Below are 25,190 nucleotides of genomic sequence, written 5' to 3' on the forward strand. Positions count from 1 at the left end.
CTGACATGACCACCACCGGTCCGCGCCCTCCGACGCCCACGCTCGAGCAGGTGGCCGCGCTCGCCGGGGTCTCGCGCGCCACGGTGTCGCGGGTCATCAACGACTCGCCGCGCGTCAGCCCCGAGGCCCGGGACGCCGTGCACGCCGCGGTCGAGGCGCTGCGCTACGTGCCCAACCGGATGGCCCGCAGCCTCGTCACCCGGCGCACCGACACCATCGCCCTGGTCCTCTCGGAGTCGAACACCCAGATCTTCGCCGACCCCTTCTTCGCGCGGATCGTGCGCGGGCTGTCCGCCCGGCTGGCCGACACCGAGCAGAACCTGGTCCTCCTGGCCGCCCGGGGGCGCCGGGAGCAGGAGAAGGTGGCCCGGTACGTCCGGCAGGGGCACGTCGACGGCGTCATCCTCATCTCCCTGCACCGCGACGACCTCCTGCCCGACCTGCTCGCCCGTTCCCCCGTGCCGCTCGTGCTCTCCGGGCGCCCCTTCGACGGCCGGCCGGTGCCGTACGTCGACGCCGACAACGTCGGCGGGGCCCGGGCCGCCACCAGCCACCTGCTGCGGCTGGGCCGCTCCCGCATCGGCACCGTCTCCGGCCCGCTGGACATGGTGGCCGGCCTCGACCGGCTGACCGGGTACCGCGCCGCCCTGGCCGCCGCCGGCGCGCCGGCCAGTCCAGAACTGGTCGCCGAGGGCGACTTCACCGAGGCGGGGGGCTCCCGCGCCATGACCCGGCTGCTCGGCGACGTGCCCGACCTCGACGCCGTCTTCGTCGCCTCCGACCCGATGGCGGTCGGCGCGCTGCGCGTGCTGCGGGCGGCCGGGCGGCGGGTGCCCGAGGACGTCGCGGTGGTGGGTTTCGACGACGCCGAGGTCGCCGCCACCTGCGACCCGCCGCTCACCACCGTGGCCCAGCCCCTGGACGAGATGACCGGGGGGCTGATCGACCTGCTTCTCGAGCAGATCGGCTCGGGCGGGTCAGCGGCCGCCGGGTCCCGCGTCTGCGGCACCGCCCTGGTCCGGCGCGCCTCGGCCTAGCCGCGGAGGGCCTGCAGCGCCATCTGCGCGTAGAGGGCGACGCCGGCCGGCAGCGGCTCCTCGTCGAACACGACGAGGTTGGAGTGGTTCGGGGGCGCCGTGGCGGGGTCCACGCCGTGCGGGCGGGCGCCGAGCCACGCCATCACGCCCGGCACCCGCTGCAGCACGTAGGAGAAGTCCTCGGCACCCATGAGCGGCGCCGGCATCAGCACGGCCGCCTCCGGGCCCAGCAGCTCGGCCGCCGTCGTCAGCACGTGCGCGGCCATGCCGGGGTCGTTCATGGTGACCGGGTAGCCCTCGATGTGCTCCCAGTGCAGCTCCATCTCGTGCGCGGCGGCGACGTGCGCGGCCACCCGCTGCACGGAGGTGACGACGTCGGCCCGCCGCTCGGCGGAGAGCGTCCGGATCGTCCCCTCCAGGAACGCGGTGTCGGGGATGACGTTGTTCGTGCTGCCCGCCTCGATGTGCGCGACGGTCACCACCGCCGGGTCGAAGACGTCGACGCGGCGGGTGACCATCGACTGCAGGGCGAGCACGATCTCGGCCGCCACCGGGACCGGGTCGGCGGCCGCGTGCGGCTCGGAGGCGTGCCCCCCGCGGCCGCGCAGCGTCATGCGCCACTGGTCGGCCGCGGCCATCACCGGGCCGGGCCGGAGGTTCACCGTGCCGCTGGGCAGCGTCGACGAGACGTGCAGCGCGAACGCGCCGCTCACCGGCGCCTCGGGGACGGCGTCGAGCAGCCCCTCGTCCAGCATGTAGCGGGCGCCGTGGAAGCCCTCCTCCCCCGGCTGCGCCATGAACACCACCTGACCGGCGAGCTCCTCGCGGCGGTCGGCGAGCAGCCGGGCCGCCCCGACCAGCATCGCGACGTGGGTGTCGTGCCCGCAGGCGTGCATCACCCCGGGCACCTCCGAGGCGAACGGCAGGGCGCTGTCCTCCTGCACCGGCAACGCGTCCATGTCGCCGCGGAGCAAGAAGGTCGGCCCCGGCCGGGCGCCGCGCAGCACGCCGACGACCGAGCTGGTCGTGGTGCCGGTGCTGACCTCCAGCGGCAGCTCGGCGAACGCATCCAGCACCGCCGCCTGCGTCCTCGGCAGGTGCAGCCCGATCTCCGGGTGCCGGTGCAGCCGCCGGCGCAGCTCGATCGTGCGGTCGGCGTCGGAGTACGCGGCGGCGAGGACCTCGGCGGGGCTGATCGGCATGCCCCCACTCTCACCCACGGGGTCGGGGTCGCGCCCATCGCCCGGTCAGCCCGGTCACCCCGCCCAGCTCGGCCGGCCGGCGTCGAGCCGCCAGGCCAGCACGGTCACCGCACCGGGGGCGCGCACCGGGCCGCCCACGTGCGGCCGGACACCGTCGTCGCCGGCGACGAGCACCAGGCCGGCGGGTGGCACGAGCTCCTCCCCCGGCGCCGCGCGGCCCACCCACAGCCGCGCGTCGGCCCGCCCGAGCTCCACCCAGCCACCGGGCGACCGGTGGACCGCGTGCGTCGCCGGCTCCGCCGGCGCGGCGCTGCGCAGGTAGCACTGCAGCACCCGGGCCCCCCGGCCGCCGGCCACCTCGTCGTGGGCCAGCCCGGCCCCCGCGCGCAGCACGGCGACGTCGCCGGCGGCCAGGTCCGCACCGGCCCGCCACCGGTGGTGCAGCTCCCCCGCCAGGACGACGGCGACGACGTCGACGGCGCGGTGGTCGTGCCGGCCGTAGCCCTGACCGGGGGCGAGCCGGTCGTCGGCGACCCGCAGCAGCGGGCCCAGCGAGCCGTCGCCGGGGGCGAGCACCACCCGGGACACCGGGTCGCCGGGGCCCTCCGCGGGAACCCCGGCCGGGGGAACGTCCACGGGGCCACTCTCCCCGAAGCCGGGCGGCGTGACACGCTGACCCGGTGAGCCGGGTGAGCAACCACCCGCCGAGCGACGCGACGCTCCGGCGGCTGGAGCGCGCGTCGGGGTCGTTGGCCACGCAGGCCGTCGCGCGCATGGACGAGGACCTGCCCTGGTTCCGGGCCATGCCCGCCGACCAGCGCTCCTGGGTCACCCTCGTGGCCCAGGCGGGGATCGCCTCCCTCGTCGAGTGGTGCCGCCACCCCGGCCGGCCGCCGCGGCTGACCGGCGAGGTGTTCGGCGCGGCACCCCGCGAGCTGGTCCGGGCGGTGGCGCTGAAGCAGACCGTCGACCTGATCAAGGTCACCGTCGAGGTCATGGAGGAGCGGGTCACCTCCGTCGCCGAGCCCGGGGACGAGGAGACGCTGCGGCTGGCCGTGCTGCAGTTCAGCCGCGAGGTCGCCTTCGCCACCGCGCACGTCTACGCGAGCTTCGCGGAGAGCCGGGGCGCGTGGGACGCCCGGCTCGAGGCCCTGGTGGTCGACGCGCTGGTCCGCGGCGAGCGCTCGGAGGAGCTCTCGGGCCGGGCCGCGGCGCTGGGCTGGGCCGCCGGCACCCCGGCGCTGGTCGTGGTCGGCGCGACGCCGACCGGGGTCGACGACCCGCACGGCGCCGTGCGCCGGGCCGCCCGCTCGCTCGACTGCGACGTGCTGGTCGGCGTGCACGCCGACCAGCTGGTGGTCGTCCTGGGCGGCACCGGCGACCTGGAGGCGGTCGCGGAGCGGGTCGCCGACGAGTGCGGGGAGGGCCCGGTGGTCACCGGGCCGGTGGTCGACGGGCTGGGGCGGGCGGCCCACTCCGCCGCGGCGGCGCTCGCCGGCCTGCGGGCGGCGGGCGCGTGGCCCGAGGCGCCGCGCCCCGTCGCCGCCGACGCCCTGCTGGCCGAGCGCGCCCTCGCCGGCGACCCGCTGGCCCGCACCGCGCTGCACGACCAGGTCGCCGCACCGCTGCGCTCGGCCGGCGGTGGCGTGCTCGAGACCGTGCGGGCCGTGCTGAGCACCGGCGGCAACCTGGAGGCGAGCGCCCGGGCGATCTTCGTGCACCCCAACACGGTGCGGTACCGGCTGCGCCGCGCGGCCGAGCTGACCGGGCTCTCGGCGACCGACCCGCGGGGCAGCTGGACGCTCCAGGTGGCCCTCGCGCTCGCCGCGTTGGACCGCGACCGCTCCCTCTGGCACTGACCCGGACGTACGGTTCCCACCACGGATCGCCGGACACAGGCCCCCAGAGGGCGCGGGTTTTGGAGGAATCCTACAAAGATCACCGGTGTCCTTTCGTGCCCGGTCGCCGCGCGCGGGACCGGTGATCACTGGCACGGTGAGCAGGTGCTCGCCGTCCTCGCCCCGGGTCAGGGTGCGCAGAAGCCCGGGATGCTGACCGACTGGCTCGACCTCCCCGGCGCCGAACCCTTCTTCCGCTGGGCCGGCGCCATCGCCGGCGCCGACCTGCTGTCGCTGGGCACCACGGGTGACGCCGAGGCGATCAAGGACACCGCGGTCACCCAGCCGCTGGTGGTCGCGATGAGCCTGTTCGTGGCCCGCGAGCTCGGCGGGCTGCCGGGCCCGGTGGCGCACACCCCGCACACCGGGCGCGACGTCGTCATCACCGGCCACAGCGTCGGCGAGCTCACCGCCGCCGCGCTGGCGGGCGTGCTGAGCGTCGAGGCGGCGATCGCGCTGACCGCCGTCCGCGGCCGGGCCATGGCCGCCGCCTGCGCGCAGACGCCCACCGGCATGTCCGCCGTCCTGGGCGGCGACCCCGGCGAGGTGCTCGCCGCCCTGGAGCGGCACGGGCTCACCCCGGCCAACATGAACGGCGGCGGCCAGGTCGTCGCCGCCGGCCCCCTCGACGGGCTGGCCGCGCTCAAGGCCGAGCCGCCGGCCAGGGCGCGGATCATGCCGCTGCCGGTCGCCGGCGCCTTCCACACCGCGTACATGGCGTCGGCCCGCGAGGAGCTCGAGGGCCTCGTCGGCGGGCTCCGCCCGGCCGATCCCAGCCGGCTGCTGCTCTCCAACGCCGACGGCGCGGCCGTCGACTCCGGCACGGAGGTCCTGGCCCGCCTGGTCAGCCAGGTCACCAGCCCGGTGCGCTTCGACTCCTGCCTGGCGACGATGCGCGAGCTCGGCGTCACGGCCGTCATCGAGCTGCCGCCGGCCGGGGCCCTCGCCGGGCTGGCCAAGCGGGAGTGGAAGGGCGCGGGCATCGAGGTGCTCGCCGTCAGCACGCCCGCCGACCTCGACCGCGCCCGCGAGCTGATCGAGGCCGAGCGCGGCCGCAGCGAGGCCGAGCACCTGCCCGACTGGCGCATGGTCGTGGCCCCCGCCCGCGGGACGGTCAGCCCCGCGGAGATCGCCGAGGGCACGCACCTGCCGGCCGGCACCCCGCTGGGCTGCATCCGCGGCCGCCGCGAGGAGGTCAACGTCTCCGCGGGTTACGACGGCGTGCTCGCCGAGTGGCTCGTGCACGACGGGGACCTCGTCGACGCGGGCGACCCCATCGCCCGGCTCTACCCGGAGGTGACCGCGTGACCACGCTGAAGCTCGACCGGGGCGCCCCGGGCGCCCGGATCCTCGGGTTCGGCAGCTACCGCCCCCGTCGACGGGTGACCAACGACGAGCTCGCCGAGCGCATGGACACCAACGACGAGTGGATCCAGGCACGGGTCGGCATCGCCGAGCGCCGGTGGGCCGAGCCCGACGAGACGCTGGTGGAGATGTCGGTGGCCGCGGGCGGGAAGGCGCTGGCGGCCAGCGGCCTGGACGCCGGCGAGATCGACCTGGTGCTCCTGGCGACCACCAGCCCGCCGAAGGCGATCCCCGGGCTCGCCCCGCGGATCGCCCACCAGCTCGGGGTGCCCCGCCCCGGCGCCTTCGACGTCAACGCCGGCTGCGCCGGCTGGTGCTACGCGCTGAGCGCCGCCTCCGACGCGATCCGCAGCGGCACCGCCCGCAACGCCCTGGTCATCGGCGGGGAGCGGCTCACCGACTACACCAACCTCGAGGACCGGGCGACGGCGGTGATCTTCGCCGACGGCGCCGGCGCCGCCGTCGTCACCGCGTCCGAGGAGCCCACCATCGGCCCGGCGGTCTGGGGCAGCGACGGCGACCTGCACGAGGCGATCGCGATCCCCCCGGACGAGACCGGCATGAGCATGGCCGGCCAGGCGGTGTACCGGTGGGCGACGACGAAGCTCACCGACACCCTGGTCGAGGCCATGCGCCGCGCCGGCGTCGGGCCCGAGGACATCGACGTGTTCGCGCCGCACCAGGCCAACCTGCGGATCATCGAGCTGATGGCCAAGCGGCTGAAGCTGCCCGAGGGGACCGTCATCGCCCGCGACATCGTGCGCTCCGGCAACACCTCCTCGGCCTCGGTCCCGCTGGCCCTGGACGCCCTGCTGGAGAGCGGCGAGGCGAAGAGCGGTGATGTCGCGCTCCTGCTGGGGTACGGGGCGGGCCTGACCTTCGCCGGGCAGGTCGTCGTGCTGCCGTGACGCCTCCGGCCGGGAGCGCCACCGCTCCCCCCAGAACCCCGGGACACCCGTCCCGGACGTCGACGGCGCCCCCGCCCGGGGACGCCGTCCCATCCGAGAGAGAGGACCCCGCGTTGGCCAGCACCCAGGAGATCCAGGCCGGACTCGCCGAGATCCTGGAGGAGGTGGCGGGCGTGACCCCCGCCGACGCCACTCCGGAGAAGTCCTTCACCGAGGACCTCGACGTCGACTCCCTGTCGATGGTCGAGATCGCGACCGCCGTCGAGGACAAGTTCGGCGTCGCCATCCCCGACGACCAGCTCGCCAACATCAAGACCGTCGGCGACGCCATCAGCTTCATCGAGAGCAACCAGGGCTGAGCCCCGGGTCCCGCCGGCCGGCCGCCGGCGGGACCCGACCCCCGATCCGGCCCGACCGGGCCGTCGTCCGCACGAGGAGAGACCCATGAGCCCGTCCACCACCGACGTCGTCGTCACCGGCCTCGGGGCCACCACGCCCCTCGGCGGGGACGTGGCCGGCACCTGGGACGCCCTGCTCGCCGGCCGCTCGGGCGTCAGCCGGATCACCGAGGAGTGGGTGCAGGAGTTCCCGGCCCAGCTGGTCGCCCGCCTCGCCACCGACCCCGCGGAGCAGATCGACCGCGTCCGCGCCCGCCGCCTGGACCGCAGCCAGCAGGTGGCGGTCGTCGCCGCCGAGCAGGCCTGGGCCGAGTCCGGCGTGGCCGGGTCCGGCGTCGCCCCCGAGCGCATCGCCGTCGTCTTCGGCACCGGCATCGGTGGTGCGCTCACGCTGCTCGGGCAGGACGACGTGCTCGAGCAGAAGGGTCCCAAGCGGGTCTCCCCCTTCACCATCCCGATGCTCATGCCCAACGGGCCCGCCGCCGCCGTCGGCCTGGCCGTCGGGGCCAAGGGTGGCGTGCACGCCCCCGTGAGCGCCTGCGCCTCCGGCGCCGAGGCGATCCGCTGGGGCCTGGACCTGCTGCGCCTCGACCGCGCGGACGTCGTGCTCGTGGGCGGGGCCGAGGCCTGCGTCCACCCGCTCCCCATGGCCGGCTTCGCGGCCATGCGCGCCATGTCCACCCGCAACGACGAGCCCGAGCGCGCCTCCCGCCCGTTCGACAAGGGCCGTGACGGCTTCGTGCTCGGCGAGGGCGCGGCCGCGCTGGTCCTGGAGCGCGCCGACTCGGCCGCCGCCCGCGGTGCCCGGGTGCACGCCCGGCTCGCCGGCGCCGGCGCGACCGCCGACGGCTACGACCTGGTCGCCCCGCACCCCGAGGGCGAGGGCGCCGGCCGCGCCATCGCCGCCGCGCTGCGCGACGCCGGGCTCTCCCCCACCGACATCGGGCACGTCAACGCCCACGCGACCTCCACCCCGGTCGGCGACACCGCCGAGGCCGCCGCGATCCGCTCGTCGCTCGGTGAGCACGTGCTGGTCACCGCCACCAAGAGCCAGACCGGGCACCTGCTCGGCGCGGCCGGGGCGCTGGAGTCGGTGTTCACCATCCTGGCGTTGCGCGAGCAGGTCGTGCCGGCCACGGCGAACCTCGACGACCCCGACGACGACGCCGCCGTCCAGGCCCTCGACATCGTGCGCCGCGAGCCGCGCAAGGCCCAGCTCACTGCGGCCGTCAACGACTCGTTCGGCTTCGGCGGGCACAACATCGCGCTCGTGTTCACCACCGCCTGAACACCGACCCGGAGGTACCCGTGACGACAGTCCAGGCCGCGCCCACCGTGACCGCGCCCGACCCCCGCGATCCGGAGGACCGGCTCCGGCGGTTCTTCGACGCGGGCTCGGTGCAGCTGCTCGGCACGCGCGACACCTCGGGGGTGCTGGCCGCCCGCGGCACGGTCTCGGGGAGCCCCGCCATCGCCTTCTGCACCGACGCCACGGTGATGGGCGGGGCGATGGGCGTCGACGGCTGCCGGCACATCGTCGACGCCATCGACGCCGCCCTGCGCGAGCGGGTGCCGGTCATCGGCATCTGGCACTCCGGCGGGGCGCGGCTGGCCGAGGGCGTCACCGCCCTGCACGCCGTCGGCGAGGTGTTCGCGGCCATGGTGCGGGCCTCCGGCCGGATCCCGCAGATCTCGGTGGTGCTGGGCCCGGCCGCGGGAGGTGCGGCCTACGGTCCGGCGTTGACCGACCTGGTGGTCATGGGGCCGGCCGGCCGGGTGTTCGTCACCGGGCCGGAGGTGGTCCGCTCGGTCACGGGCGAGAACGTCGACATGGAGAGCCTGGGCGGGCCGGACACCCACGGCCGGCGCAGCGGCGTCGTCCACGTGGTCACCGACTCCGAGCCCGCGGCGCTGGAGACCGCGCGGCTGGCCGTCGACCTGCTCGCCGCCCAGGGCAGCTTCGGCCCGGCCGGCGACCAGCCGGGCACAGACCTGGCGGCCCTGCTGCCCGAGCAGACCAACCGGGCCTACGACGTGAAGCCGCTGGTCTCCTCCCTGCTCGACGAGCCGGGGCTGGAGCTGCACCCGCGGTTCGCGCCCAACGTCGTGACCACGCTGGGCCGGCTGGCCGGGCGCACCGTCGGCGTCATCGCGAACAACCCGCTGCGGCTGGGCGGGTGCCTGGACTCGGCGTCCGCGGAGAAGGCGGCGCGGTTCGTGCGGATGTGCGACGCCTTCGGCGTCCCCCTGGTGGTGCTGGTCGACGTGCCCGGCTACCTCCCCGGCGTCGGCCAGGAGTGGGACGGCGTCGTCCGGAGGGGGGCCAAGCTGCTGCACGCCTTCGCCGAGGCGGTGGTGCCGCGCGTGACGCTGGTGACCCGCAAGTCCTACGGCGGCGCCTACATCGCGATGAACTCGCGCTCGCTGGGCGCGACCGCGGTGTTCGCGTGGCCCGGCGCCGAGGTCGCCGTCATGGGCGCCAAGGCGGCCGTCGGCATCCTGCACCGCAAGAAGCTGGCCGCGGCCCCTCCCGGCGAGCGCGAGGCGCTGCACGCCCAGCTGGCCGAGGAGCACGAGCGCATCGCCGGCGGGGTGAACCGGGCACTGCAGATCGGGGTCGTCGACGAGGTGGTGGAGCCGGTGCGCACCCGGCAGCGGCTGGTCGAGGCGCTCGCCACCGCCCCGCACGGTCGCGGGGCCCACGGCAACATCCCGCTCTGACGTGGAAAGGCCGTCCCGGCGCCGCTTCCCCGACGGCGCCCGGACGGCCCGCTCCAGGCTACGACGACCGCACCGCCGGGGCGGGGGTGTCGTGCCCCGATCGTGACCTTCAGACCACCTGGTGCAGCCAGGTCACCGGGCTGCCGTCGCCGGCGTGCCGGTAGACCTCCAGGTCGGCGTCCCACGCCGCGCCGAGCAGCTCGTCGACGCCGTGGCGGAACGCCTCGATCGAGGTGGCCGTGGCGGCCAGGTGCCGCAACTGCTGCTCGGTGACGATGAGGTCGCCGTTGGCGCTGGTGGGCGCGCGGAAGACCCCGTGCCCGGGCACGTAGGACATGCGCTCGCCGTCGTTGCCGTGGCTGGCCTCCTCGGTGACCTCGAACCGCAGCATCGGCCACGCCCGCAGGGCAGCGACGAGCTTGGCGCCGGTGCCGGGCGATCCCGTCCACGCCACTTCGGCACGGTAGGCACCGTGCGCCGCGGGCTGCTCAGCCCACGACAGGGAGACCGGCGCGCCGACGACGCGTTCCAGCGCCCACTCGACGTGCTGGCAGAGCGCCTTCGGGCACGAGTGCACGAAGACGACACCCTGGGTTGACCGTCGCTGCACCGGGCACCTCCATCGACTCGATCGGTCTCGTCTTCCCCTACGGACCCATCGATTCGGTGACGCGCCGTCATCGGCAGTGGCGGAGCAGGGCTCCCGCGACAAGTTTGCACGATGGGGACCCGATCGCGCCAGCCCGGGTGCGACTCCTGGGACGAAAGTGGCGATCCCGCGTCCACCCGGCGTCTTGCTGCTGGTCAGCGGCCAATACCATCCGTCACCGGGCACGTCCAGCGGTGTCAGCGTATTCACAGGTCCGCCCGATCGACGGGTGCCGCTCCGGCCCGGATCGATCCGGAACCGGTCAGGCGGCGTGCGAGGTTCGGTGACGCTGTGTGACCGGCGCCCCGGCTGCGGCGTGGCGCCGGAGGGTGCGACCAGCGCATCCAGCTGACCAGCTGCTCACCCTGCGTCGCCCCTGGGCCACGCGGCGTCGACGGCCAGGCTCAGGCGTCCAGCGCGCACGGGAGGCGATGCCTGCCCGGGGAGCCCACCGGGTAGGGCCGCGGCGTGGGTGCACACCAGGGGATGGCCGAGGCGGGGCGGGACGTCGTCGCCCCGATGGTGCTGGAGGCGTGGGACGTCTTCCTGGCGCAGGCCGCGTCGGTGGAGCTGGACCGCCCCTCACGCCTGCCGGGGTGGCGGGCCCGCGAGATCTGCGTGCACCTGGGCTGCTGGGACGACCACGCCGCCCTGCACGACCTCGTCACGTCGGCGCGCTCCGGTGGCACGGGAACCCCACCGGACCCCGACGCGGTCAACGCCCGGGTCGTCGCCGCCCACCGCGACGCCTCCCGCGAGGAGGTGCTGGCCGGGCTGCGCCGCAACCGTGACGCGACCGCCCGCTACCTGGCCGACGAGCCCGTGGCGCTGGACACCGCGCCGGCGGTCTCCGTCGTGGGCCGGCTGCCGCTGCTCAGCGTCGTCCTCGGGCAGGCCTACGAGCTCGCCGTCCACGGGATGGACCTGGTCTCCTGCGGCGCGGAGCCGCCACCGGCCTCCGTGCTGCAGTCCGGGCTGGCCGCGCTGACCGACGTCACGGGCGCGCTGGCCGCCTCGAGCGGCATCCCCGGGCGGGTCAGCCTGGTCACCCCGGACGGCGGGTGGGGGTTCACCTCGGCCGGCGGCGGCTGGCAGGTGCGCCGGGTGCCCGCGGGGGTCGTCGAGGGGCCGGCCGTCGAGGCCGCGGCGGACCTGCTGCTCGACGCCGCGTCGGGCCGGGTCAACCCCGTCCCGGCGGCCGCCCGGCGCAGGCTGAAGGTGCACGACGTGCCCGGCCTGCTGCAGCTGGCACCGATCGTGCAGCAGGTGCCGGGCATCCCGGGGGGACCGATCCTCCAGCTCGCCGCGCGCACCGTCGGCGGCGCCGGCGGGGTGCTCGGCCGGCTGTTCGGCCGGGGTTAGGCCCTCGCGCGCGCCGCCCGCCCCCGGCACCACCACGCGGCTCCGGCCGCGACCACGAGGAGCGCGACCGCGAGGAGAGGGACGAGGACGGAGGTGTCGAGCTGGGCGAGCAGCGCGCCGGCCGAGGCGCCCACGCCCACCTGCACCACCGTGCTGGGGACCAGCCCCACGGCGGTGGCCGCGGCGAAGGGCGCCGGCCGCAGGCCCGCGAGGCCCGCCCCGTAGTTGACGGCGACGAAGGGCACGACCGGCACCAGCCGGCTCCCCAGCACCACGACGAACGTCCGGCCATCGGCCAGCCGGTCCAGGCGCGGACCGGCCAGCCGGGCGACCGCCGGCCGCCCCAGCCAGCGGGCGAGCCCGAACGCGAGGAGGGCGGCCAGCAGCCCGCCGGCGAAGGACACCGCCAGCCCCGCGGTGAACCCGAGGACCCCGCCGAGGAGGGCGGAGACCACCGACCGCGGCACCGGCGCCAGCAGCACCAGTGCGACGGCGACCACCAGCACCGGCCAGGCGGCGGCGCCGGCGCCGGCCACGACCGCCCGCAGCTGCTCCGCCGACGGCAGGTCCGACGTCAGCGCCGCCGCCCCGCCACCGAGCAGCAGGGCGCCGAGCGCCGCTGCCCGCAGCCCTGTCCGATCCGCCGTCCGCACGCCCTGATCCTGCCCCAGGGCGCGCGCCGGACGGGTCAGCTGCAGCTGCCGCCCAGGGAGATGCCGCGCTGCGCCAGCCACGGGACCGGGTTGGCCCGGTCGGCGTAGAGGCCACCCCGGTGGGTCTCGAAGTGCAGGTGCGGCCCGGTCGACTGGCCGCGGTTGCCGACCTCGGCGATCTGCTGCCCGCCGCTGACCACCTGGCCCGGCGACACGAAGAACTGGTTGACGTGGCCGTAGACGGTGATGACCCCGTCGGGGTGCTGGATCGCGACGGCGAGCCCGAAGCCGCTGGCCGGCCCCGCCTGGAGCACCACGCCCGGCTCCGGCGTGTAGATCGGGGTGCCGATCGGCGCGGCGATGTCGACGCCGAGGTGCATGGTGCCCCAGCGCGCGCCGTAGCAGGAGGTGACCCGGCCCTGGGTGAGCGCGGCGCCGCTGCCACCCGGGGCGGCGGCCACCGTCATGACGGCGCGCTCGGCGGCCTGCGCCTCGTCGTACGCGCGGGCGGCGTCCTCGGCGCCCTTCACCTCGAGCAGCCGGATCTCGGCGTCGCGGAGCTGCTGGTCGAGCCCCGCCTTCTCCGCCGTGAGGGCGTCGAACTCGGCCTGCGCCTCACCGAGGAGGCGGTCGGCCTCCGCCTGGGCTTCGCGCGCCTTGCCCGCCGCGGCGTCGCGCTCGGCGACGGCGGCCTTGGCCTCCCGGTCAAGCCGCGCCTCGCGCGCCTCGGCGACCCGCAGCTCCTCGAGCACCCGGGCGCGGTCCTCGCCGAGCAGGTCCAGCGTCGCCGCCTGCTGCAGCAGCTCCCCCGGCCCCTCGGCGTGCAGCACCATCTCGAGCTCGGTGAACGCCTCGTCGCTGCCCATGTAGGCCTCCCGGCCCAGGGTGGCGACGTCCTCCTGGGTGCGCCCGACGGCCTCCCGGACGGCGGCGAGCTCGGCGGCGATCGCGTCGGCGTGCTCCCGGGCGCGGTCCAGCTCGGCCTGCGTGGCGAGGACGGCACCGCTGGCCTCCTCGGCCCGCAGCGTCATCTGCTGCAGCCGCTCCTCGGCCTCGCGGACGCGCTGCTCCAGGCCCTGGACCTCGGCGGCGACGCGGTCGTGCTCGCTCTGGGCCGCGCTGGGGGCCGCCGACGAGGCCGGCGCGCCGAGCAGGGACAGCGACAGCAGTGCGGTGAGGGCGATGGCCGCCCGGCCGGCTGCCCGGCGTGGGCGCCGCAGGACGCCCGTCAGGTGGTGCGTGGTCGCCAAGGCGACGGTCTCCGTTCCTCGGTCCGCCTACCAGGTCAGCTGACGGGTTCGGGCCGGAACGTGCCCTACCTGCCTGCCCGTGGAGGCGCAGGCGGGATTCACCCCAGAGAACGTGGGTCCCCGGTCCCCGCGGCGGTCAGACCGCGGAGTTCGGCGGGGCCCGCCCGAGCCCCCGGGTCGGGGGCGGCATCGGGTGGGCCGCGAGAGACGGTACAAGCCAAACCTGCAGATGTCACAGGGTGGTAACGAACCTTCTCGGTCCACCACTCGGGTACCGGGTCGCGACGCTGCTGGTGGGGTCCCGTCTGGCAGGCTGGTACGTCCGGGGCGGTAGCTCAGCTGGTCAGAGCATGGGACTCATAATCCCTGGGTCGTGGGTTCGAGCCCCACCCGCCCCACCGCGCGACCGGCGCCGGCCACCGGCCGGGGTGTGCCGGGGTGTGCCGGAGATCATGCGCGTCCCGCGTCGTGGAGGAGAGCGGCGGCGCGGGGGTGCCACGCCGCGCCGCCGGCGGCGACCGCCCGGACGTGGCCGGGGAGGTCGGCCGGGTCGTCGTCCTTGAGCAGGTAGCCGGCCGCGTCGATCGCCCGCGCCCGCCGCACGCTGGCCGAGCTGAGGCCCCCGGTGAGGAACACGATGCGCACCTCCGGGTGCGAGGTGCGGACCACGCTCGCCGCGGTCAGGCCGTCCACGACCGGCATCTGCAGGTCCAGCAGCAGCACGTCGGGGTGCAGCTGCCGGACGGCATCGGCGACCTCGCTCCCGTCCGCGCACTGCCCCACGACGGAGATGCCACCGGCTGCCTGCAGCAGGTCAGTGAGCGCGTCCCGCACGAAGGGGTGGTCGTCCACCACCACGACCCGGATCTCGGTCACCGCTCCCCCGCCCTCCGCGCGGCCCGGTCCCCCGCCCTGCGCGGGAGGTCGGCCACGACTGACACGCGGTGAGACCCGGTGCATGACGCGGCCGCACGAAGCAACCGTGCGCCCCCCGTCCCCGGGGGCGGGGCGCGGTGCTCGGGACGGGCCGCCCCACCCCGCGTCATGCCGTCCCCGTCGCCGCGTCCTCACCTGCGCACGGGGCAGACATGATGCGAGGTGGGCCATGACCACGGATCCGAGGGACGGGATCCCCCACCGCCGGGAGGAGCTCCTCCGGTGCGCCCGGACCCGGCAGGCGGCCGGGCAGCTGGCGACCGCGGAGCTCCTCGAACGCCGCGCCGACCGCACGACCAGCCCCGTGCTGGCCTCCCTGCTGCGCGAGCGCGCCGGGCGGCGGCGGTCCCTCGGGGAGCGGCTGCTCGCGGACCCGTCCGGGGGCGGGCGCGCGCGAGGGGAGGCGGTGCCCGCCCGCCGGCGGTAGCGTCCGGCCATGCCAGCCGCGGGGCCCGCTGGCTCCGCCGAGGAGCGACCGGGATCGGTGGAGATCACGGCGCTCGTGCCGCTCGTCCGGCGGATCGTCGCGTCCCGGGTCCGGGACGCCGCCACGGTGGACGACCTGGTGCAGGAGACGCTGGCCCGCGTGCTGGCCGCGGCCGGCCGGATCGAGCCGGGGATGCTGGAGCCCTACGCCATCGTGACCGCGCGCAACGTCGTCACCTCGCTGTGGCGGGAGCAGGACCGGCAGCGGCGCAACCAGCACCGCGTCGTCGACCTGCACCCCTCCGAGGCGCCCGACGCCGACGTGCTGGCCCGGGAGGACCGTGACGCCGTGAGCGCGGCGCTGCGCCGGCTGGGGGAGCGTGAGCGCGCCACCCTGCTGGCCCACGAGGTGGCGGGGCAGGACACCCGCTCGCTCGCCGCCGAGCTGGGGTCCACCGCCGGTGCGGTGGCGGCCCAGCTCAACCGCACCCGGGCGCGGCTGCGCGTCGAGTACCTGCTGGCCCTGGAGGCGACCGACCCGCCGACGGACCGCTGCCGACCGGTGCTGCTCGCGCTCTCCTCCGGCGACCGGCGCCGGCAGCGGGAGGTCGACGCCGCCCGGCACCTGCTCGAGTGCGGGTTCTGCGCAGGGCTGAGCCAGCCGCTGGTGGACCGCGGCCGGTCGCGGGACGACGAGATCCACGTCGCCGTCCGGGCCGACGCCGACGTCGTGGCCGCCCGGCAGGCCGCCCGGGAGGCGGGCGCCCGCCTGGGCTTCCCGCCGACCGACCTCACCGCGATCGCCACCGCCGTGTCGGAGGTGACCCGCAACGTCGTGAAGTTCGCCGAGGCCGGGGAGGCGGTGATCGAACTGCTCGAGGAGCCGCGGCGGGGCATCCGCGTCGTCGTGCGCGACGTCGGCCCGGGCATCCCCGACGTGGCGCAGGCCCTGCAGGACGGCTTCAGCACCTACGCGGGCCTGGGCCTGGGCCTGCCGGGCGCCCGGCGCCTGATGGACGAGTTCACGGTCGTGTCGGAGGTCGGTCGCGGCACCACCGTGACCATGACGAAGTGGTGGGGTGAGCGATGACCAGCAACGAGGACGGCCGCGCGACGGGGCGCGGACCGGCGGAGAAGTCCCGGGACGCCGACGTGCTGCTCCCGGAACTGGTCGCGCACCTCCGCGAGCACCGCACCCGGCTGCGCCAGGAGTGGACCACCCGCATCGGCGACGCGCACCTGCTCCAGGCCATGACCAGCCAGGAGGTCGCGGCGGAGACCACGTCGGTCTACGACAACTACGTCGAGGTGCTCGAGACCGGCAGCGTGGAGGCGCTGCAGCACTACGCGCGCGACCTCTCGGAGCGCATCATCCCGAGGGGCGTGGAGACGCACGAGGTCGTGGGCATCGTCCTGCTCCTGAGGGACGTCCTGGCGCGCTCGCTGTTCGAGAAGTACCAGCGCGACTTCGCTCTGCTCAACCGCGTGCTGGACGCCTACGAGCCGGCCGCCAACCGCATCGCCAACACCGTGGCGGTGAGCTTCGTCGACGAGCGCGAGCGGGTCATCCGGCAGCAGCAGGACGCGATCCTCGAGCTGTCGACGCCGGTGCTGCCCGTCCGGGAGCGGCTGCTCATCCTGCCCATCATCGGGGTGCTCGACAGCGAGCGCGCCAAGCAGCTCACGGTGCAGCTCCTCAACGGCATCCGCACGCACCGGGCCAAGGTCGTCGTCATCGACATCACCGGGGTCCCCGCAATCGACCAGACGGTGGCCAACCACCTCGTGCAGACCGTCGACGCCTCCCGCCTCATGGGCGCCAACGTGATCATCACCGGGTTGTCACCGGACATCGCCCGGACCCTGGTGACCATCGGCGTCGACCTGAGCAAGATGGACACCGTCGGGGACCTGCAAGGGGGGCTGGAGGAGGCCGAGCGGATGCTCGGGTACGCGTCGGCGCACCCCGACGGGGCGATGGGGCCATGAGCTCCGGGCCACGGCTGTTCTCCATCCTCAAGCAGGGCCCGACGCTGATCGCCTCGATCCACACCGCGCTGGACGACTCCCAGCTCGAGCGCTTCCGCGAGGACCTCGTCGACCGCATCGGACGCGACCGCGCCCGCGGGGTGATCATCGACCTCGCGGCGCTGGACGTCCTCGACTCCTTCGCCACGCGGGTGCTGCGGGACATCGCGGAGATGGCGCGGCTGCGGGGCGCGCGGACGGTGGTCGTCGGCATCCAGCCCGAGGTCGCGTTCGTGATCGTCCGGCTCGGCATGGACACCGGTTCCCTGGTGACGGCGCTCGACCTCGAGGAGGGGCTGGAGCACCTCGCGGGCGCCACCCTGCCGACGGCGGGGCCCCACCGGTGACGCCCGTCGAGGACCTGCGCCGGGACCACCGCGCTGCCCTGCTGCGCCACCTCGGCCACCGGCAGGAGTCATCGCTGCACGCCGGGTACGAGCTGGGGCGCAAGGCGCTGGCCGGGGGCATCAGCCTGCTCGAGGTGGTCCGCGTCCACCACGACGTCCTCGTCGAGGTGCTGCGGACCACCTCCCCCGACGAGGTGCCGGCGGTCGCCGAGGCCGCGTCGGACTTCCTGCTCGAGGTCGTCGCCAGCTACGACATGTCGCAGCGCCGCTCACCGGGCGGGCGGTGACCGCGGTCGGGACCGCCCCCGGTCACCCGGTGAGCAGCAGCCAGAGCGGCACGGTGACCAGCGCCGCGGTGGTCGCCACCGAGATGTGCGCGGACACGAAGCCGCCGTTGCCGCCCATCCGCGCCGCCAGGACGTAGGACGCGGTGGCCGGGGGGACCACCGCGAACGCCAGCACCACCGCCCGCTGATCGCCCTCCACCCCGAGGAGCACCACCAGGGCCAGGGCGGTCGCCGGCACCACGAGCAGCTTGACCGCCGCCAGGAAGCCGGAGAGCAGCCAGCCGCTCCGGTCCATCCCCCGCAGGCGGAGCGCCGCACCGACGGTCAGCAGCCCCAGCGGCACCGCCGCGGCCGCGATCCGGCCGAGCGTGGCGTCGACCGGGTCCGGCAGCGCGAGGCCCGCGACGTTGCCGAGCAGGCCCACGACGGTCGCGACGATGAGCGGGTTGCGGACCACGGCACCGAGCGCGCCGAGCACCGCCCCGCGACCGCTCGTCGTGGCGGTGCCGTTGGCGAGGGCCACCACCGCGAGCACGTTGACCGCGGGCACCGTGACGCCCAGCAGCACCCCCATGAGCGCGAGCGCGGCCGGACCGCGGTCGTCGACCAGGGCCAGGGCGAGGAAGGTGTTGAAGCGGAACGCCGTCTGCCAGCCCGAGGCGGCGGTCACCCGGTCGACGCCGGGGAACCAGCGCACGAGCGCGCCCACCAGCGCGCCGGCGGCGAGAGCCCCGAGAGCCGCCAGCAGGGCGCTGCCGGTGCCGCCCGCGGCGAGGTCGGCCGCCAGCGTGGTCCGCACGAGGAGGGCGGGGAACAGCACGAAGTAGACGAGGCGCTCGAGGTCGACCCAGAAGCCCGGCGCCCGCCAGGCCCAGCGGCGCAGCACCACGCCCAGGACGATGAGCGAGAACTCCGGCAGCACCACCGCCGCCGCCGCCACGCGGGCAGCCTAGCCAGCGCTCACCCCCGGCCGATCGCGTAGACGTGGGCCACGACGGTCACGTCCTCGCCCGGCCCGGCGAGGAAGGGCGCCGCGCTCGCGCGGAAGGCCGCGAGCGAGGGACCGTCGGTGCGGTCGACGGCCCGGGCGCCGGGCAGGTAGCTGCCCTGGAGCCCGTGCGCGGTGGCGACGGCCCCGGTCGGCCGGGCGAAGGTCACGGTGGTCACGTTCGGGTCGTCGTCGTTGCCGCGGCCGTCGAGGTGGGCGACGACGTCGTGCGCGTTCTCCAGCGCCAGCACCTGGACCCGCGCCGGGACCTCCACCCGGCCGATCGGCGCGCCGGCGGCCAGCACACCGCGGACGTCGTAGGGGAAGTCGGGCGTCCCGGCGTCGTGGGCGGCCTGCGCGGCCACCATCCCGCCCTGGCTGTGCCCGACGAGCAGCACCGGGTCCGCGGGGCCCGCGCCGGACCGCCGCAGCGCCTCGGCGATCGCCCGCTGCCGCGTCGTGACCTCCCCGCCGAGCACGCGCAGGTTGGTGCCCAGGTCGTTGCTGGCCGGGTTCACCTCACCTCCCGGCAGGGCCCAGTCGCCGGTGCCGGGGATGTCCACGACGTAGGCGGTCGTGCCGTCGGCGCGGGTGAGCACCCGGACCCCGATGTGGTCGCGGTCGGCGCCGGACCCCGCCGACCGCAGGTGCAGCGCCGCGAGCAGATCCGCCGTGCCCCGGGGCGGTCGCACGGCGGCGGGGCGCCGGTCGTCGGGGCGGCGGGCCACGACGGGCGCCCCGTCCGGCCAGAGCCGGCCCAGCCGGGCGGCGGCGGACCGGACGTCGCCCCCACCGAGCCACGGGGAGAGCAGCCCCCCGGTGCCCACCGCCGCCCGCGACGCCGTGCCGGGGGCGGCGTTGACGACGTGGCCCACCACGCCCGGGTGCTCGGTCAGCCAGCGCTCGGGGTCGCCGGCCAGGTCGCGCGCCGCCACCACGGCGCCCGCCGGGTCGGTCACCACCTGCCCCGCCCCGGCGAGCAGCAGCCCGCCCACCGCGGCCTCCGGGACGAACCCGGCCGCCCAGTGCAGGTCGTCGAGCAGCGCGGCGAGGGCGGCGTCCGCGGCCGCGTACGCCTCGGCCGCCGCCCGCAGGGTCGCCGCCCGCGCGGTGAGGGTCACCGCGAGCGCCGTGAGGCCGCCCGGCCCGTCGAGCGCGGTCAGCAGCGCCGCCTGGAACCGCGCGACGGCGACCGGGTCGAGCAGCGCCGAGGCGAGCAGGTCGGGATCGGCGAGCACCGCGTGGCAGGCCGCGCCGGTGGCCGCCAGCGCCTCGGCGAGGGCGAGGCTGCTCCCGGCCAGGGCGGCGAGGTCGGCGAGGTCGGCCTCCACGCCGCCCGCGCCGCCGCGGACCGCGATCCCGGTGACCGGTGCGCCGGTCACCAGAGGCCGGCCCGGCTCAACCGGGCCGAGAGCGCCCGCCAGGCGTCCGCGCCCGCCTCGGGCAGCTCCCCGACGACGTCGTCCAGCAGGTCGCCGCCCCGGGCCGCCTGCCGGGCGAGCCACGAGCGGACCGCCTGCTCCGCACGGTCGATCGCCGCCAGCCGGGCGCGGACCTCGTCGGCGTGCCGGCGCAGCAGGCCGGCCACCCCCTCGAGGGCGTCGGCCGCGGCCTGCACCTCCGCGCAGTCGCGGGCCAGCTGACGGCGGTGGGCCGTGGCCGCGTCGGAGACCCAGCGGGTGCGCGCCCCCGCGAGGCGGTGCTCCTCCCCCGCCGCCCGCACCGCCCGTGCGCGCTGCGCCAGCTCCGCGGCCAGCTCGTCCAGGCCCTCCGGATCCCCGTACGCACCCACCGCAGCCTCCTCCCGGTCCCCGGACCAGGGCGGAGCCTAGGAGCGCCGGACGCCTCCTCGCGGCGCTCGGGCGGGGGCTGTGGGAAGCGGTCGGGGCTGTTGATGGATGCTGACCCGGTGACCGGCGCCCCCGTCCCCCGAGCCCTCGTGCAGACCGTCCTCGACATCCCGCTGCACCGGTTCCTCGGTGTCGGGCTGCGCGACGAGGCCGACCCGGCGGCCGGCATCCGGTTCCCGGTGGGCCCGGCCGCGCAGAACCCGGCCGGGATGCTGCACGGCGGCGTCGTCTACGCCCTGCTCGACGTCGCCTCGTTCCTCGCGCTGTTCCCGCACCTGGGCGAGGGCGAGCACGCCGTCACCCACGACGTCTCGGCATCGCTGCTGCGGCCGGTGGGCGCCGGGGCCGAGGTGGAGGTCACCGCCACCGTGCTGCGGCGCGGCCGCGCGGTCGCGTTCATGCGGGCGGAGGCCACCGTGGAGGGCGTGCTGGTGGCCACCGGCCAGGTCACCAAGACCGTCGTCGCCCCCCGCTGAGCCGCCTCACCACAGGGCGATCGACCGGCGGAAGATCCCGGCGAGGTCGTCCTCGGTGACCGCCCGCGGACAGGTGGCCAGCAGCCGCTGCTGCTTCATCGCGCCGTCGACCAGGTCGGGGATGTCCCCCTCGCCGAACCCGACCGCGCCCACCCCGTTGGGGATGTCGATGTCGCGCATCAGGTCGGCCAGCACCGTGGGCAGGAACTCGGCGGCGTCCGACGGGCGGTCGGCGCCGGGCGCGAGCAGCTCCGCGGCGCGGACGTGCCGCTCCGGCGATGCCTCGAAGGTGAAGCGGAACGCCTCGGGTGCGGTCAGCGCCACCGACATCCCGTGCGGCACCATCGGCTCGCCGGCCGGGTAGTCCTTGGGGTGGAAGTCCTTCACCTGCCCGGCGATCGGGTAGGCGTTGGCGTGCGGGATGTGCACGCCCGCGTTGCCGAAGCCCATGCCGGCGAAGGTGGCGGCGATCGCCATGTCCGAACGGGCCTGCGCGTCCTCCCCGTTCCGGACGGCGGTGCGGAAGGAGCCGGCCAGCAGGCTCATCGCCTTCTCCGACCACATGTCCGAGATGGGGTTGGAGCCGCAGTAGGGCACCCGCTGGTCGGGGCTCTTGCGGTCGTAGGTCGTGTACCAGCGGGCGGTGTAGCTCTCCAGCGCGTGGCAGAGGATGTCCATGCCGGAGGCCGCCGTGACCCCGGGCGGCTGGCTCAGCGTGAGGTCGGGGTCGATGACGGCGAGGGTGGGCCGCAGCCAGGCGTGGCTGATGCCGGTCTTCACCCGCTGGGCGATCACGTCCATCACGCAGATCGTGGTGCTCTCCGAGCCGGTGCCGGTCGTCGTCGGGACGGCGACCAGGGGCTTGAGCGGCTGCGACGGTGCCTGCCCCTTCCCGACCGGCACGTTGACGTAGTCCATGAGCTCGCCGGGGTTGGTGGTGAGCAGGTTGATCGCCTTCGCGGTGTCGATGCTCGACCCCCCGCCGACGGCGACGAAGGCGTCCCACGGGCCCGAGGAGCGGGCCTCGTCGATGGCCTCGACCAGGCTCACGTCGGTCGGCTCCACGTGCACGCCGTCGAACACCCGCGCCTCGATGCCGAACTGCGCCATCTGGTCGGCCACCCGCTGCGGGTGCCCGGTGGCCGCCACGCCGGGGTCGGTGACGACCAGCACCCGGCGCACGCCGTACCGGCTGAGGTCGAAGCCGATCTCGTCGGAGGCCCCGTTGCCGAACTTCAGCTGCGGCGCCCCGTAGGTGAAGACGGACTCCGGGTTGCCGGGCACGGTGCTGCTGGTCATCGGTCTCTCCCCTGGACTGCTCAGGTGCGACGGCGGTGCGCGGTTGCACCGAATGTTGCACACCGGTTGTGGCTCCCACCACACCGGCGCAACACTCCGTGGACTGCCCCGCCCGCCCGACGGGCGGGCCTCCGACCAGCCCGGGAGGCACCCGTGACCGACACCCCCGCGACCGCCCCGTACCTCGGCGACCTGCTCAAGGACGCGCCCACCAACTGGGGCAAGTGGGGGCCCGACGACGAGGTCGGGGCGCTGAACTACCTGGGCCCGGAGCAGGTGCTCGCCGCGGTGAAGCTGGTGCGCTCGGGCAAGGTCTTCACGCTGCAGCGGCTCATCGGCGACCCGAAGGGCGACCCGGTCTGGCCCGGTCGCACCCCCGCCGTCCGCACCCAGGTGCTCGACGAGAGCGACTGGGACGAGGGCGGCAAGGGCGCGCAGTACCCCGGCGGCCTGCACTACGCCGACGACAAGATCGACGCCTACCTGCAGGGCTCGACGCAGTACGACGCGCTGGGCCACCTCTGGTACGACGGCAAGATCTGGAACGGCTACGACGCCCGCACGACCGTCGGCGGGCTGGAGAAGGCCAGCGTGGAGCCGATCGCCCAGCGCGGCGTCGTCGGGCGGGCCGTGCTGCTGGACATGGCGCGCTTCCGCGGCAAGCCCACGCTCGACAAGGGCGAGACCTTCACCCACGAGGACCTCGTCGCCTGCGCCGAGGCGCAGGGCACGCCCATCGAGAAGCGGGACATCCTGGTCGTGCGCACCAACTTCCTGCAGCTGTTCCACGAGCAGGGCGAGGCCTTCTACGAGGGCTTCAACGAGCCCGGCCTGGTCTACTCCCCCGAGCTGGTGCAGTGGTTCCAGGACATGGAGATCCCCAACCTGGTCACCGACACGATCGCCAACGAGGTCACCTTCGACCCGAACAACGGGGTGGCGCTGGTGCTGCACAACGCGCTGATGCGCAACCTCGGCGTCACGCTCACCGAGATCGCCGACCTGGAGCAGCTGGCCGCCGACTGCGCCGGGGACGGGCAGTACGCCTTCCTCTACGTCGCGGCCCCGCTGAAGGTCGCCAAGGCCGCGGGCACCCCCGTCAACCCCGTCGTCATCAAGTAGCGCCGTGAGCGGCTACGACGACCGGCCGTGGCTGGCGCTCTACGGCGACCAGCCGGCCGACTACGCCATCGAGCACGAGACCGCGCTGGACATGTTCCGGGCGGGCGTCGAGCGCGACCCCGACGGCGTGGCGCTGCGGTACTTCGACGGGACGATCACCCGCCGGGAGCTCGACGAGCTCAGCGACGCCCTCGCCGTCGGGCTGCTCGCCCGGGGATTCGGCCCGGGCGACCGGCTGGCGGTCTACCTGCAGAACGTGCCGCAGTTCGTGATCGCCATGGTCGCCGCCTGGAAGGCCGGCGGCATCATGGTGTCGATCAACCCGATGAGCCGGGCCCGCGAGCTCTCCTACCTGCTCGAGGACTCCGGGGCCACCGTGCTGCTGTCCCTGGAGACGCTGTACGACCAGGTGGCGCGGGAGGTGGTCCCCGGGACCGGCGTGCGCCTGGTGCTCACCACCAGCGAGCTGGAGTTCCAGACCCGCGACGACGAGCGGTTGTTCGCCGGCGTCACCCGGCAGCGGCACGAGGGGACCACGGACTTCGCGGAGTTCGTCGCCGTCCACCGGGGGCAGGCGCCGCCGCCGGTCGGCCTGCGCTCGGACGACGTGGCGTTCCTGACCTACACCTCGGGCACCACCGGCGTGCCCAAGGGGGCGATGAACACCCACCGGAACGTGGTGTTCACCGCCCAGGTCTACCGGGACTGGGTGCACGCGGGCCGGGACGGCGCGATCTTCGGCGTCGCCCCGCTGTTCCACATCACCGGGCTGATCGGGCACATCGCCGTCAGCCTGCTGGTGCCGGCGCCGCTCGTGCTGGCCTACCGGTTCGAGCCCCAGGTCGTGCTGGACGCCTTCGCCGAGCACCGCCCGGCCTTCACCATCGGGGCGATCACGGCCTTCACCGCGCTGCTCAACGCGCCGGGGTCCAGCAAGGACCACTTCGCCTCGTTCACCTCGATCTACTCCGGCGGGGCGGCGATCTCGCCCACCGCCGAGCAGAACTTCCTGGCGGCCACCGGCAAGCAGGTGCACAACGCCTACGGCCTCACCGAGACCACCTCGCCGATGACGGTGACCCCGTTCGGGTCGCCGTCCCCGGTGGACCCCGTGTCGGGCGCGCTGTCGGTCGGCGTCCCCGCGCCGAACACGGTGGTGCGCATCCAGGACGACGAGGGGCGCGACCTGCCGATCGGCGAGATCGGCGAGATCGTCGCCGAGGGGCCGCAGGTGGTCGCCGGCTACTGGGGCAAGCCCGCGGAGACCGCGGCCGGCCTGCCCGGCGGAGCGCTCAAGAGCGGCGACGTCGGGTTCATGAACGCCGAGGGCTGGGTGTTCATCGTCGACCGCAAGAAGGACATGATCAACGCCTCGGGATACAAGGTCTGGCCACGCGAGGTGGAGGACGTGCTGGCCGAGCACCCGGCGGTCCGCGAATCGGCGGTGGTCGGTGTCCCCGACGAGAAGCGCGGGGAGACCGTCAAGGCGTTCGTCAGCCTCAAGCCGGGGTCGAGCACCACCCCGGAGGAGCTCATCGCGCACTGCAAGGAGCGCATGGCGGCCTACAAGTACCCGCGCAGCGTGGAACTGGTCGAGGAGCTGCCCAAGACGGTGACCGGGAAGATCCTCCGCCGGGAGCTGCGCGGGCGGTAGCGCGGCGGGTCGGCCAGGCCGGGGGGCCCGGCCGACCCCCAACGTTGGGTGGACGGACCGGTTCCGGCTCCCGGTCCCCTCCGCGAACCGGTCCCACCGGTTAGCGTTCAACCGCTCCTCCCCGGACGTTCCCCCGGCTGGCCGACCCTGGCGGTGATGACGATGACCACCTCGCCCCCGCCCACGCCGGCGGCCGGTCCGGCGGGCGACCCCCAGCCGGTCCCGCCTGCCCGCGGTGACGGTCCGGCACGGCGGCCGTCACCGGTCCCGCGCGACCCCTCCGCCGCCCGGCCGCCGGCGGCCGGGCGGCGGAGGGGTCGCGCGGGACCGGTGA

26 protein-coding genes, 1 tRNA gene and 1 riboswitch are annotated in these 25,190 nt (G+C 75.7%); of the genes, 17 read left to right on the plus strand and 10 right to left on the minus strand.

Going from position 1 to position 25,190, the window contains the following annotated elements:
• Nucleotides 1–5 precede the first annotated feature (5 nt).
• Nucleotides 6–1,037: a LacI family DNA-binding transcriptional regulator gene (locus E9565_RS10080; RefSeq protein ID WP_236834880.1), complete on the plus strand. Its 1,032-nt coding sequence runs from the start codon at nt 6–8 to the stop codon at nt 1,035–1,037.
• On the opposite strand, the gene E9565_RS10085 is transcribed toward E9565_RS10080, so the two are convergent.
• Both E9565_RS10085 and E9565_RS10090 read right to left on the minus strand, forming a co-directional pair.
• A complete protein-coding gene (locus tag E9565_RS10085) occupies nt 1,034–2,239 on the minus strand; it encodes a M20 family metallopeptidase (protein WP_236825734.1) in 1,206 nt (401 codons plus the stop codon). The genes E9565_RS10080 and E9565_RS10085 overlap by 4 nt on opposite strands.
• Before the next feature lie 54 nt (nt 2,240–2,293).
• On the minus strand, nt 2,294–2,875 hold the full coding sequence (locus E9565_RS10090; RefSeq protein ID WP_236834882.1) for a pirin family protein: 582 nt from the start codon (nt 2,873–2,875) through the stop codon (nt 2,294–2,296).
• Nucleotides 2,876–2,919: 44 nt separating this feature from the next.
• On the opposite strand from E9565_RS10090, the gene E9565_RS10095 reads away from it, so the two are divergent.
• From E9565_RS10095 to E9565_RS10120, 6 genes are all read left to right on the plus strand, one after another.
• Nucleotides 2,920–4,098 (plus strand): CdaR family transcriptional regulator, encoded by a 1,179-nt coding sequence (locus E9565_RS10095; RefSeq protein ID WP_236825732.1) that lies wholly within the window; start codon nt 2,920–2,922, stop codon nt 4,096–4,098.
• A gap of 144 nt (nt 4,099–4,242) precedes the next feature.
• Nucleotides 4,243–5,445 carry an acyltransferase domain-containing protein gene (locus E9565_RS10100; RefSeq protein ID WP_236834884.1) on the plus strand — a complete coding sequence of 401 codons (1,203 nt, stop codon included), beginning with the start codon at nt 4,243–4,245 and terminating at the stop codon, nt 5,443–5,445.
• Nucleotides 5,442–6,410, plus strand: coding sequence for a beta-ketoacyl-ACP synthase III (locus E9565_RS10105; protein WP_236825730.1), 969 nt, complete (start codon nt 5,442–5,444; stop codon nt 6,408–6,410). The genes E9565_RS10100 and E9565_RS10105 overlap by 4 nt, the downstream gene beginning before the upstream one ends.
• A 113-nt stretch (nt 6,411–6,523) precedes the next feature.
• Entirely contained in the window at nt 6,524–6,769 is a 246-nt protein-coding gene (locus tag E9565_RS10110; protein ID WP_236825729.1) for an acyl carrier protein, read from the plus strand.
• An 85-nt stretch (nt 6,770–6,854) separates the two neighbouring features.
• Nucleotides 6,855–8,096, plus strand: coding sequence for a beta-ketoacyl synthase (locus E9565_RS10115; protein WP_236834886.1), 1,242 nt, complete (start codon nt 6,855–6,857; stop codon nt 8,094–8,096).
• 20 nt (nt 8,097–8,116) lie between these two features.
• Nucleotides 8,117–9,529, plus strand: coding sequence for a carboxyl transferase domain-containing protein (locus E9565_RS10120; protein WP_236825727.1), 1,413 nt, complete (start codon nt 8,117–8,119; stop codon nt 9,527–9,529).
• Between the two features lie 109 nt (nt 9,530–9,638).
• Here E9565_RS10120 and E9565_RS10125 read toward each other — a convergent pair whose 3' ends face one another.
• Nucleotides 9,639–10,139 (minus strand): DUF3145 domain-containing protein, encoded by a 501-nt coding sequence (locus tag E9565_RS10125; protein WP_091934603.1) that lies wholly within the window; start codon nt 10,137–10,139, stop codon nt 9,639–9,641.
• A 507-nt stretch (nt 10,140–10,646) separates the two neighbouring features.
• On the opposite strand from E9565_RS10125, the gene E9565_RS10130 reads away from it, so the two are divergent.
• Complete coding sequence (locus E9565_RS10130; RefSeq protein ID WP_236834888.1) at nt 10,647–11,540, plus strand: maleylpyruvate isomerase N-terminal domain-containing protein; 894 nt, start codon at nt 10,647–10,649, stop codon at nt 11,538–11,540.
• Here the strand turns inward: E9565_RS10130 and E9565_RS10135 are convergent.
• Nucleotides 11,537–12,193 carry a TVP38/TMEM64 family protein gene (locus E9565_RS10135; RefSeq protein WP_236825725.1) on the minus strand — a complete coding sequence of 219 codons (657 nt, stop codon included), beginning with the start codon at nt 12,191–12,193 and terminating at the stop codon, nt 11,537–11,539. The genes E9565_RS10130 and E9565_RS10135 overlap by 4 nt on opposite strands.
• A 35-nt stretch (nt 12,194–12,228) precedes the next feature.
• Nucleotides 12,229–13,443, minus strand: a complete 1,215-nt coding sequence (locus E9565_RS10140; RefSeq protein ID WP_236825724.1) for a M23 family metallopeptidase — start codon at nt 13,441–13,443, stop codon at nt 12,229–12,231.
• A 24-nt stretch (nt 13,444–13,467) separates the two neighbouring features.
• Nucleotides 13,468–13,599: riboswitch (cyclic di-AMP (ydaO/yuaA leader) on the minus strand.
• A 168-nt stretch (nt 13,600–13,767) separates the two neighbouring features.
• Between E9565_RS10140 and E9565_RS10145 the strand changes: the two genes are divergently transcribed.
• Nucleotides 13,768–13,841: transfer RNA gene (locus tag E9565_RS10145), tRNA-Ile, on the plus strand.
• Between the two features lie 52 nt (nt 13,842–13,893).
• Here E9565_RS10145 and E9565_RS10150 read toward each other — a convergent pair.
• On the minus strand, nt 13,894–14,319 hold the full coding sequence (locus E9565_RS10150; protein ID WP_236825708.1) for a response regulator transcription factor: 426 nt from the start codon (nt 14,317–14,319) through the stop codon (nt 13,894–13,896).
• A gap of 229 nt (nt 14,320–14,548) precedes the next feature.
• Here E9565_RS10150 and E9565_RS10155 point away from each other — a divergent pair, with 229 nt between their 5' ends.
• The 5 genes from E9565_RS10155 to E9565_RS10175 are packed head-to-tail and all read left to right on the plus strand — an operon-like array spanning nt 14,549 to nt 17,467.
• The gene (locus E9565_RS10155; RefSeq protein WP_236825707.1) at nt 14,549–14,806 is read left to right on the plus strand and encodes a hypothetical protein; all 258 of its coding nucleotides are present in this window, start codon (nt 14,549–14,551) and stop codon (nt 14,804–14,806) included.
• Between the two features lie 9 nt (nt 14,807–14,815).
• The gene (locus tag E9565_RS10160) at nt 14,816–15,895 is read left to right on the plus strand and encodes a sigma-70 family RNA polymerase sigma factor (protein WP_236825706.1); all 1,080 of its coding nucleotides are present in this window, start codon (nt 14,816–14,818) and stop codon (nt 15,893–15,895) included.
• Nucleotides 15,892–16,794, plus strand: coding sequence for an STAS domain-containing protein (locus E9565_RS10165; RefSeq protein ID WP_236825705.1), 903 nt, complete (start codon nt 15,892–15,894; stop codon nt 16,792–16,794). The genes E9565_RS10160 and E9565_RS10165 overlap by 4 nt, the downstream gene beginning before the upstream one ends.
• Nucleotides 16,791–17,180 (plus strand): STAS domain-containing protein, encoded by a 390-nt coding sequence (locus E9565_RS10170; protein WP_236834890.1) that lies wholly within the window; start codon nt 16,791–16,793, stop codon nt 17,178–17,180. The genes E9565_RS10165 and E9565_RS10170 overlap by 4 nt, the downstream gene beginning before the upstream one ends.
• Nucleotides 17,177–17,467 carry a phosphatase RsbU N-terminal domain-containing protein gene (locus E9565_RS10175; protein WP_236834892.1) on the plus strand — a complete coding sequence of 97 codons (291 nt, stop codon included), beginning with the start codon at nt 17,177–17,179 and terminating at the stop codon, nt 17,465–17,467. The genes E9565_RS10170 and E9565_RS10175 overlap by 4 nt, the downstream gene beginning before the upstream one ends.
• Nucleotides 17,468–17,489: 22 nt before the next feature.
• Here E9565_RS10175 and E9565_RS23185 read toward each other — a convergent pair whose 3' ends face one another.
• The 3 genes from E9565_RS23185 to E9565_RS10190 are packed head-to-tail and all read right to left on the minus strand — an operon-like array spanning nt 17,490 to nt 20,247.
• On the minus strand, nt 17,490–18,407 hold the full coding sequence (locus E9565_RS23185) for an AEC family transporter (RefSeq protein ID WP_236825702.1): 918 nt from the start codon (nt 18,405–18,407) through the stop codon (nt 17,490–17,492).
• Between the two features lie 20 nt (nt 18,408–18,427).
• Complete coding sequence (locus E9565_RS10185; RefSeq protein WP_236834894.1) at nt 18,428–19,837, minus strand: hypothetical protein; 1,410 nt, start codon at nt 19,835–19,837, stop codon at nt 18,428–18,430.
• Nucleotides 19,834–20,247 (minus strand): hypothetical protein, encoded by a 414-nt coding sequence (locus tag E9565_RS10190; RefSeq protein WP_236825700.1) that lies wholly within the window; start codon nt 20,245–20,247, stop codon nt 19,834–19,836. Before E9565_RS10190 ends, E9565_RS10185 begins: the two co-directional genes overlap by 4 nt.
• A 117-nt stretch (nt 20,248–20,364) precedes the next feature.
• On the opposite strand from E9565_RS10190, the gene E9565_RS10195 reads away from it, so the two are divergent.
• The gene (locus tag E9565_RS10195; RefSeq protein ID WP_236834896.1) at nt 20,365–20,781 is read left to right on the plus strand and encodes a PaaI family thioesterase; all 417 of its coding nucleotides are present in this window, start codon (nt 20,365–20,367) and stop codon (nt 20,779–20,781) included.
• A gap of 6 nt (nt 20,782–20,787) precedes the next feature.
• On the opposite strand, the gene E9565_RS10200 is transcribed toward E9565_RS10195, so the two are convergent.
• Nucleotides 20,788–22,080 carry a hydroxyacid-oxoacid transhydrogenase gene (locus E9565_RS10200; RefSeq protein ID WP_236834898.1) on the minus strand — a complete coding sequence of 431 codons (1,293 nt, stop codon included), beginning with the start codon at nt 22,078–22,080 and terminating at the stop codon, nt 20,788–20,790.
• Nucleotides 22,081–22,233: 153 nt separating this feature from the next.
• Between E9565_RS10200 and E9565_RS10205 the strand changes: the two genes are divergently transcribed.
• A complete protein-coding gene (locus E9565_RS10205; RefSeq protein ID WP_236834900.1) occupies nt 22,234–23,202 on the plus strand; it encodes a cyclase family protein in 969 nt (322 codons plus the stop codon).
• Between the two features lie 4 nt (nt 23,203–23,206).
• Nucleotides 23,207–24,856 carry an AMP-binding protein gene (locus tag E9565_RS10210; protein ID WP_236834902.1) on the plus strand — a complete coding sequence of 550 codons (1,650 nt, stop codon included), beginning with the start codon at nt 23,207–23,209 and terminating at the stop codon, nt 24,854–24,856.
• The last annotated feature ends 334 nt before the right edge of the window (nt 24,857–25,190 follow it).

Source organism: Blastococcus sp. KM273129 (genome assembly GCF_021698995.1).
Lineage (GTDB): Bacteria > Actinomycetota > Actinomycetes > Mycobacteriales > Geodermatophilaceae > Blastococcus.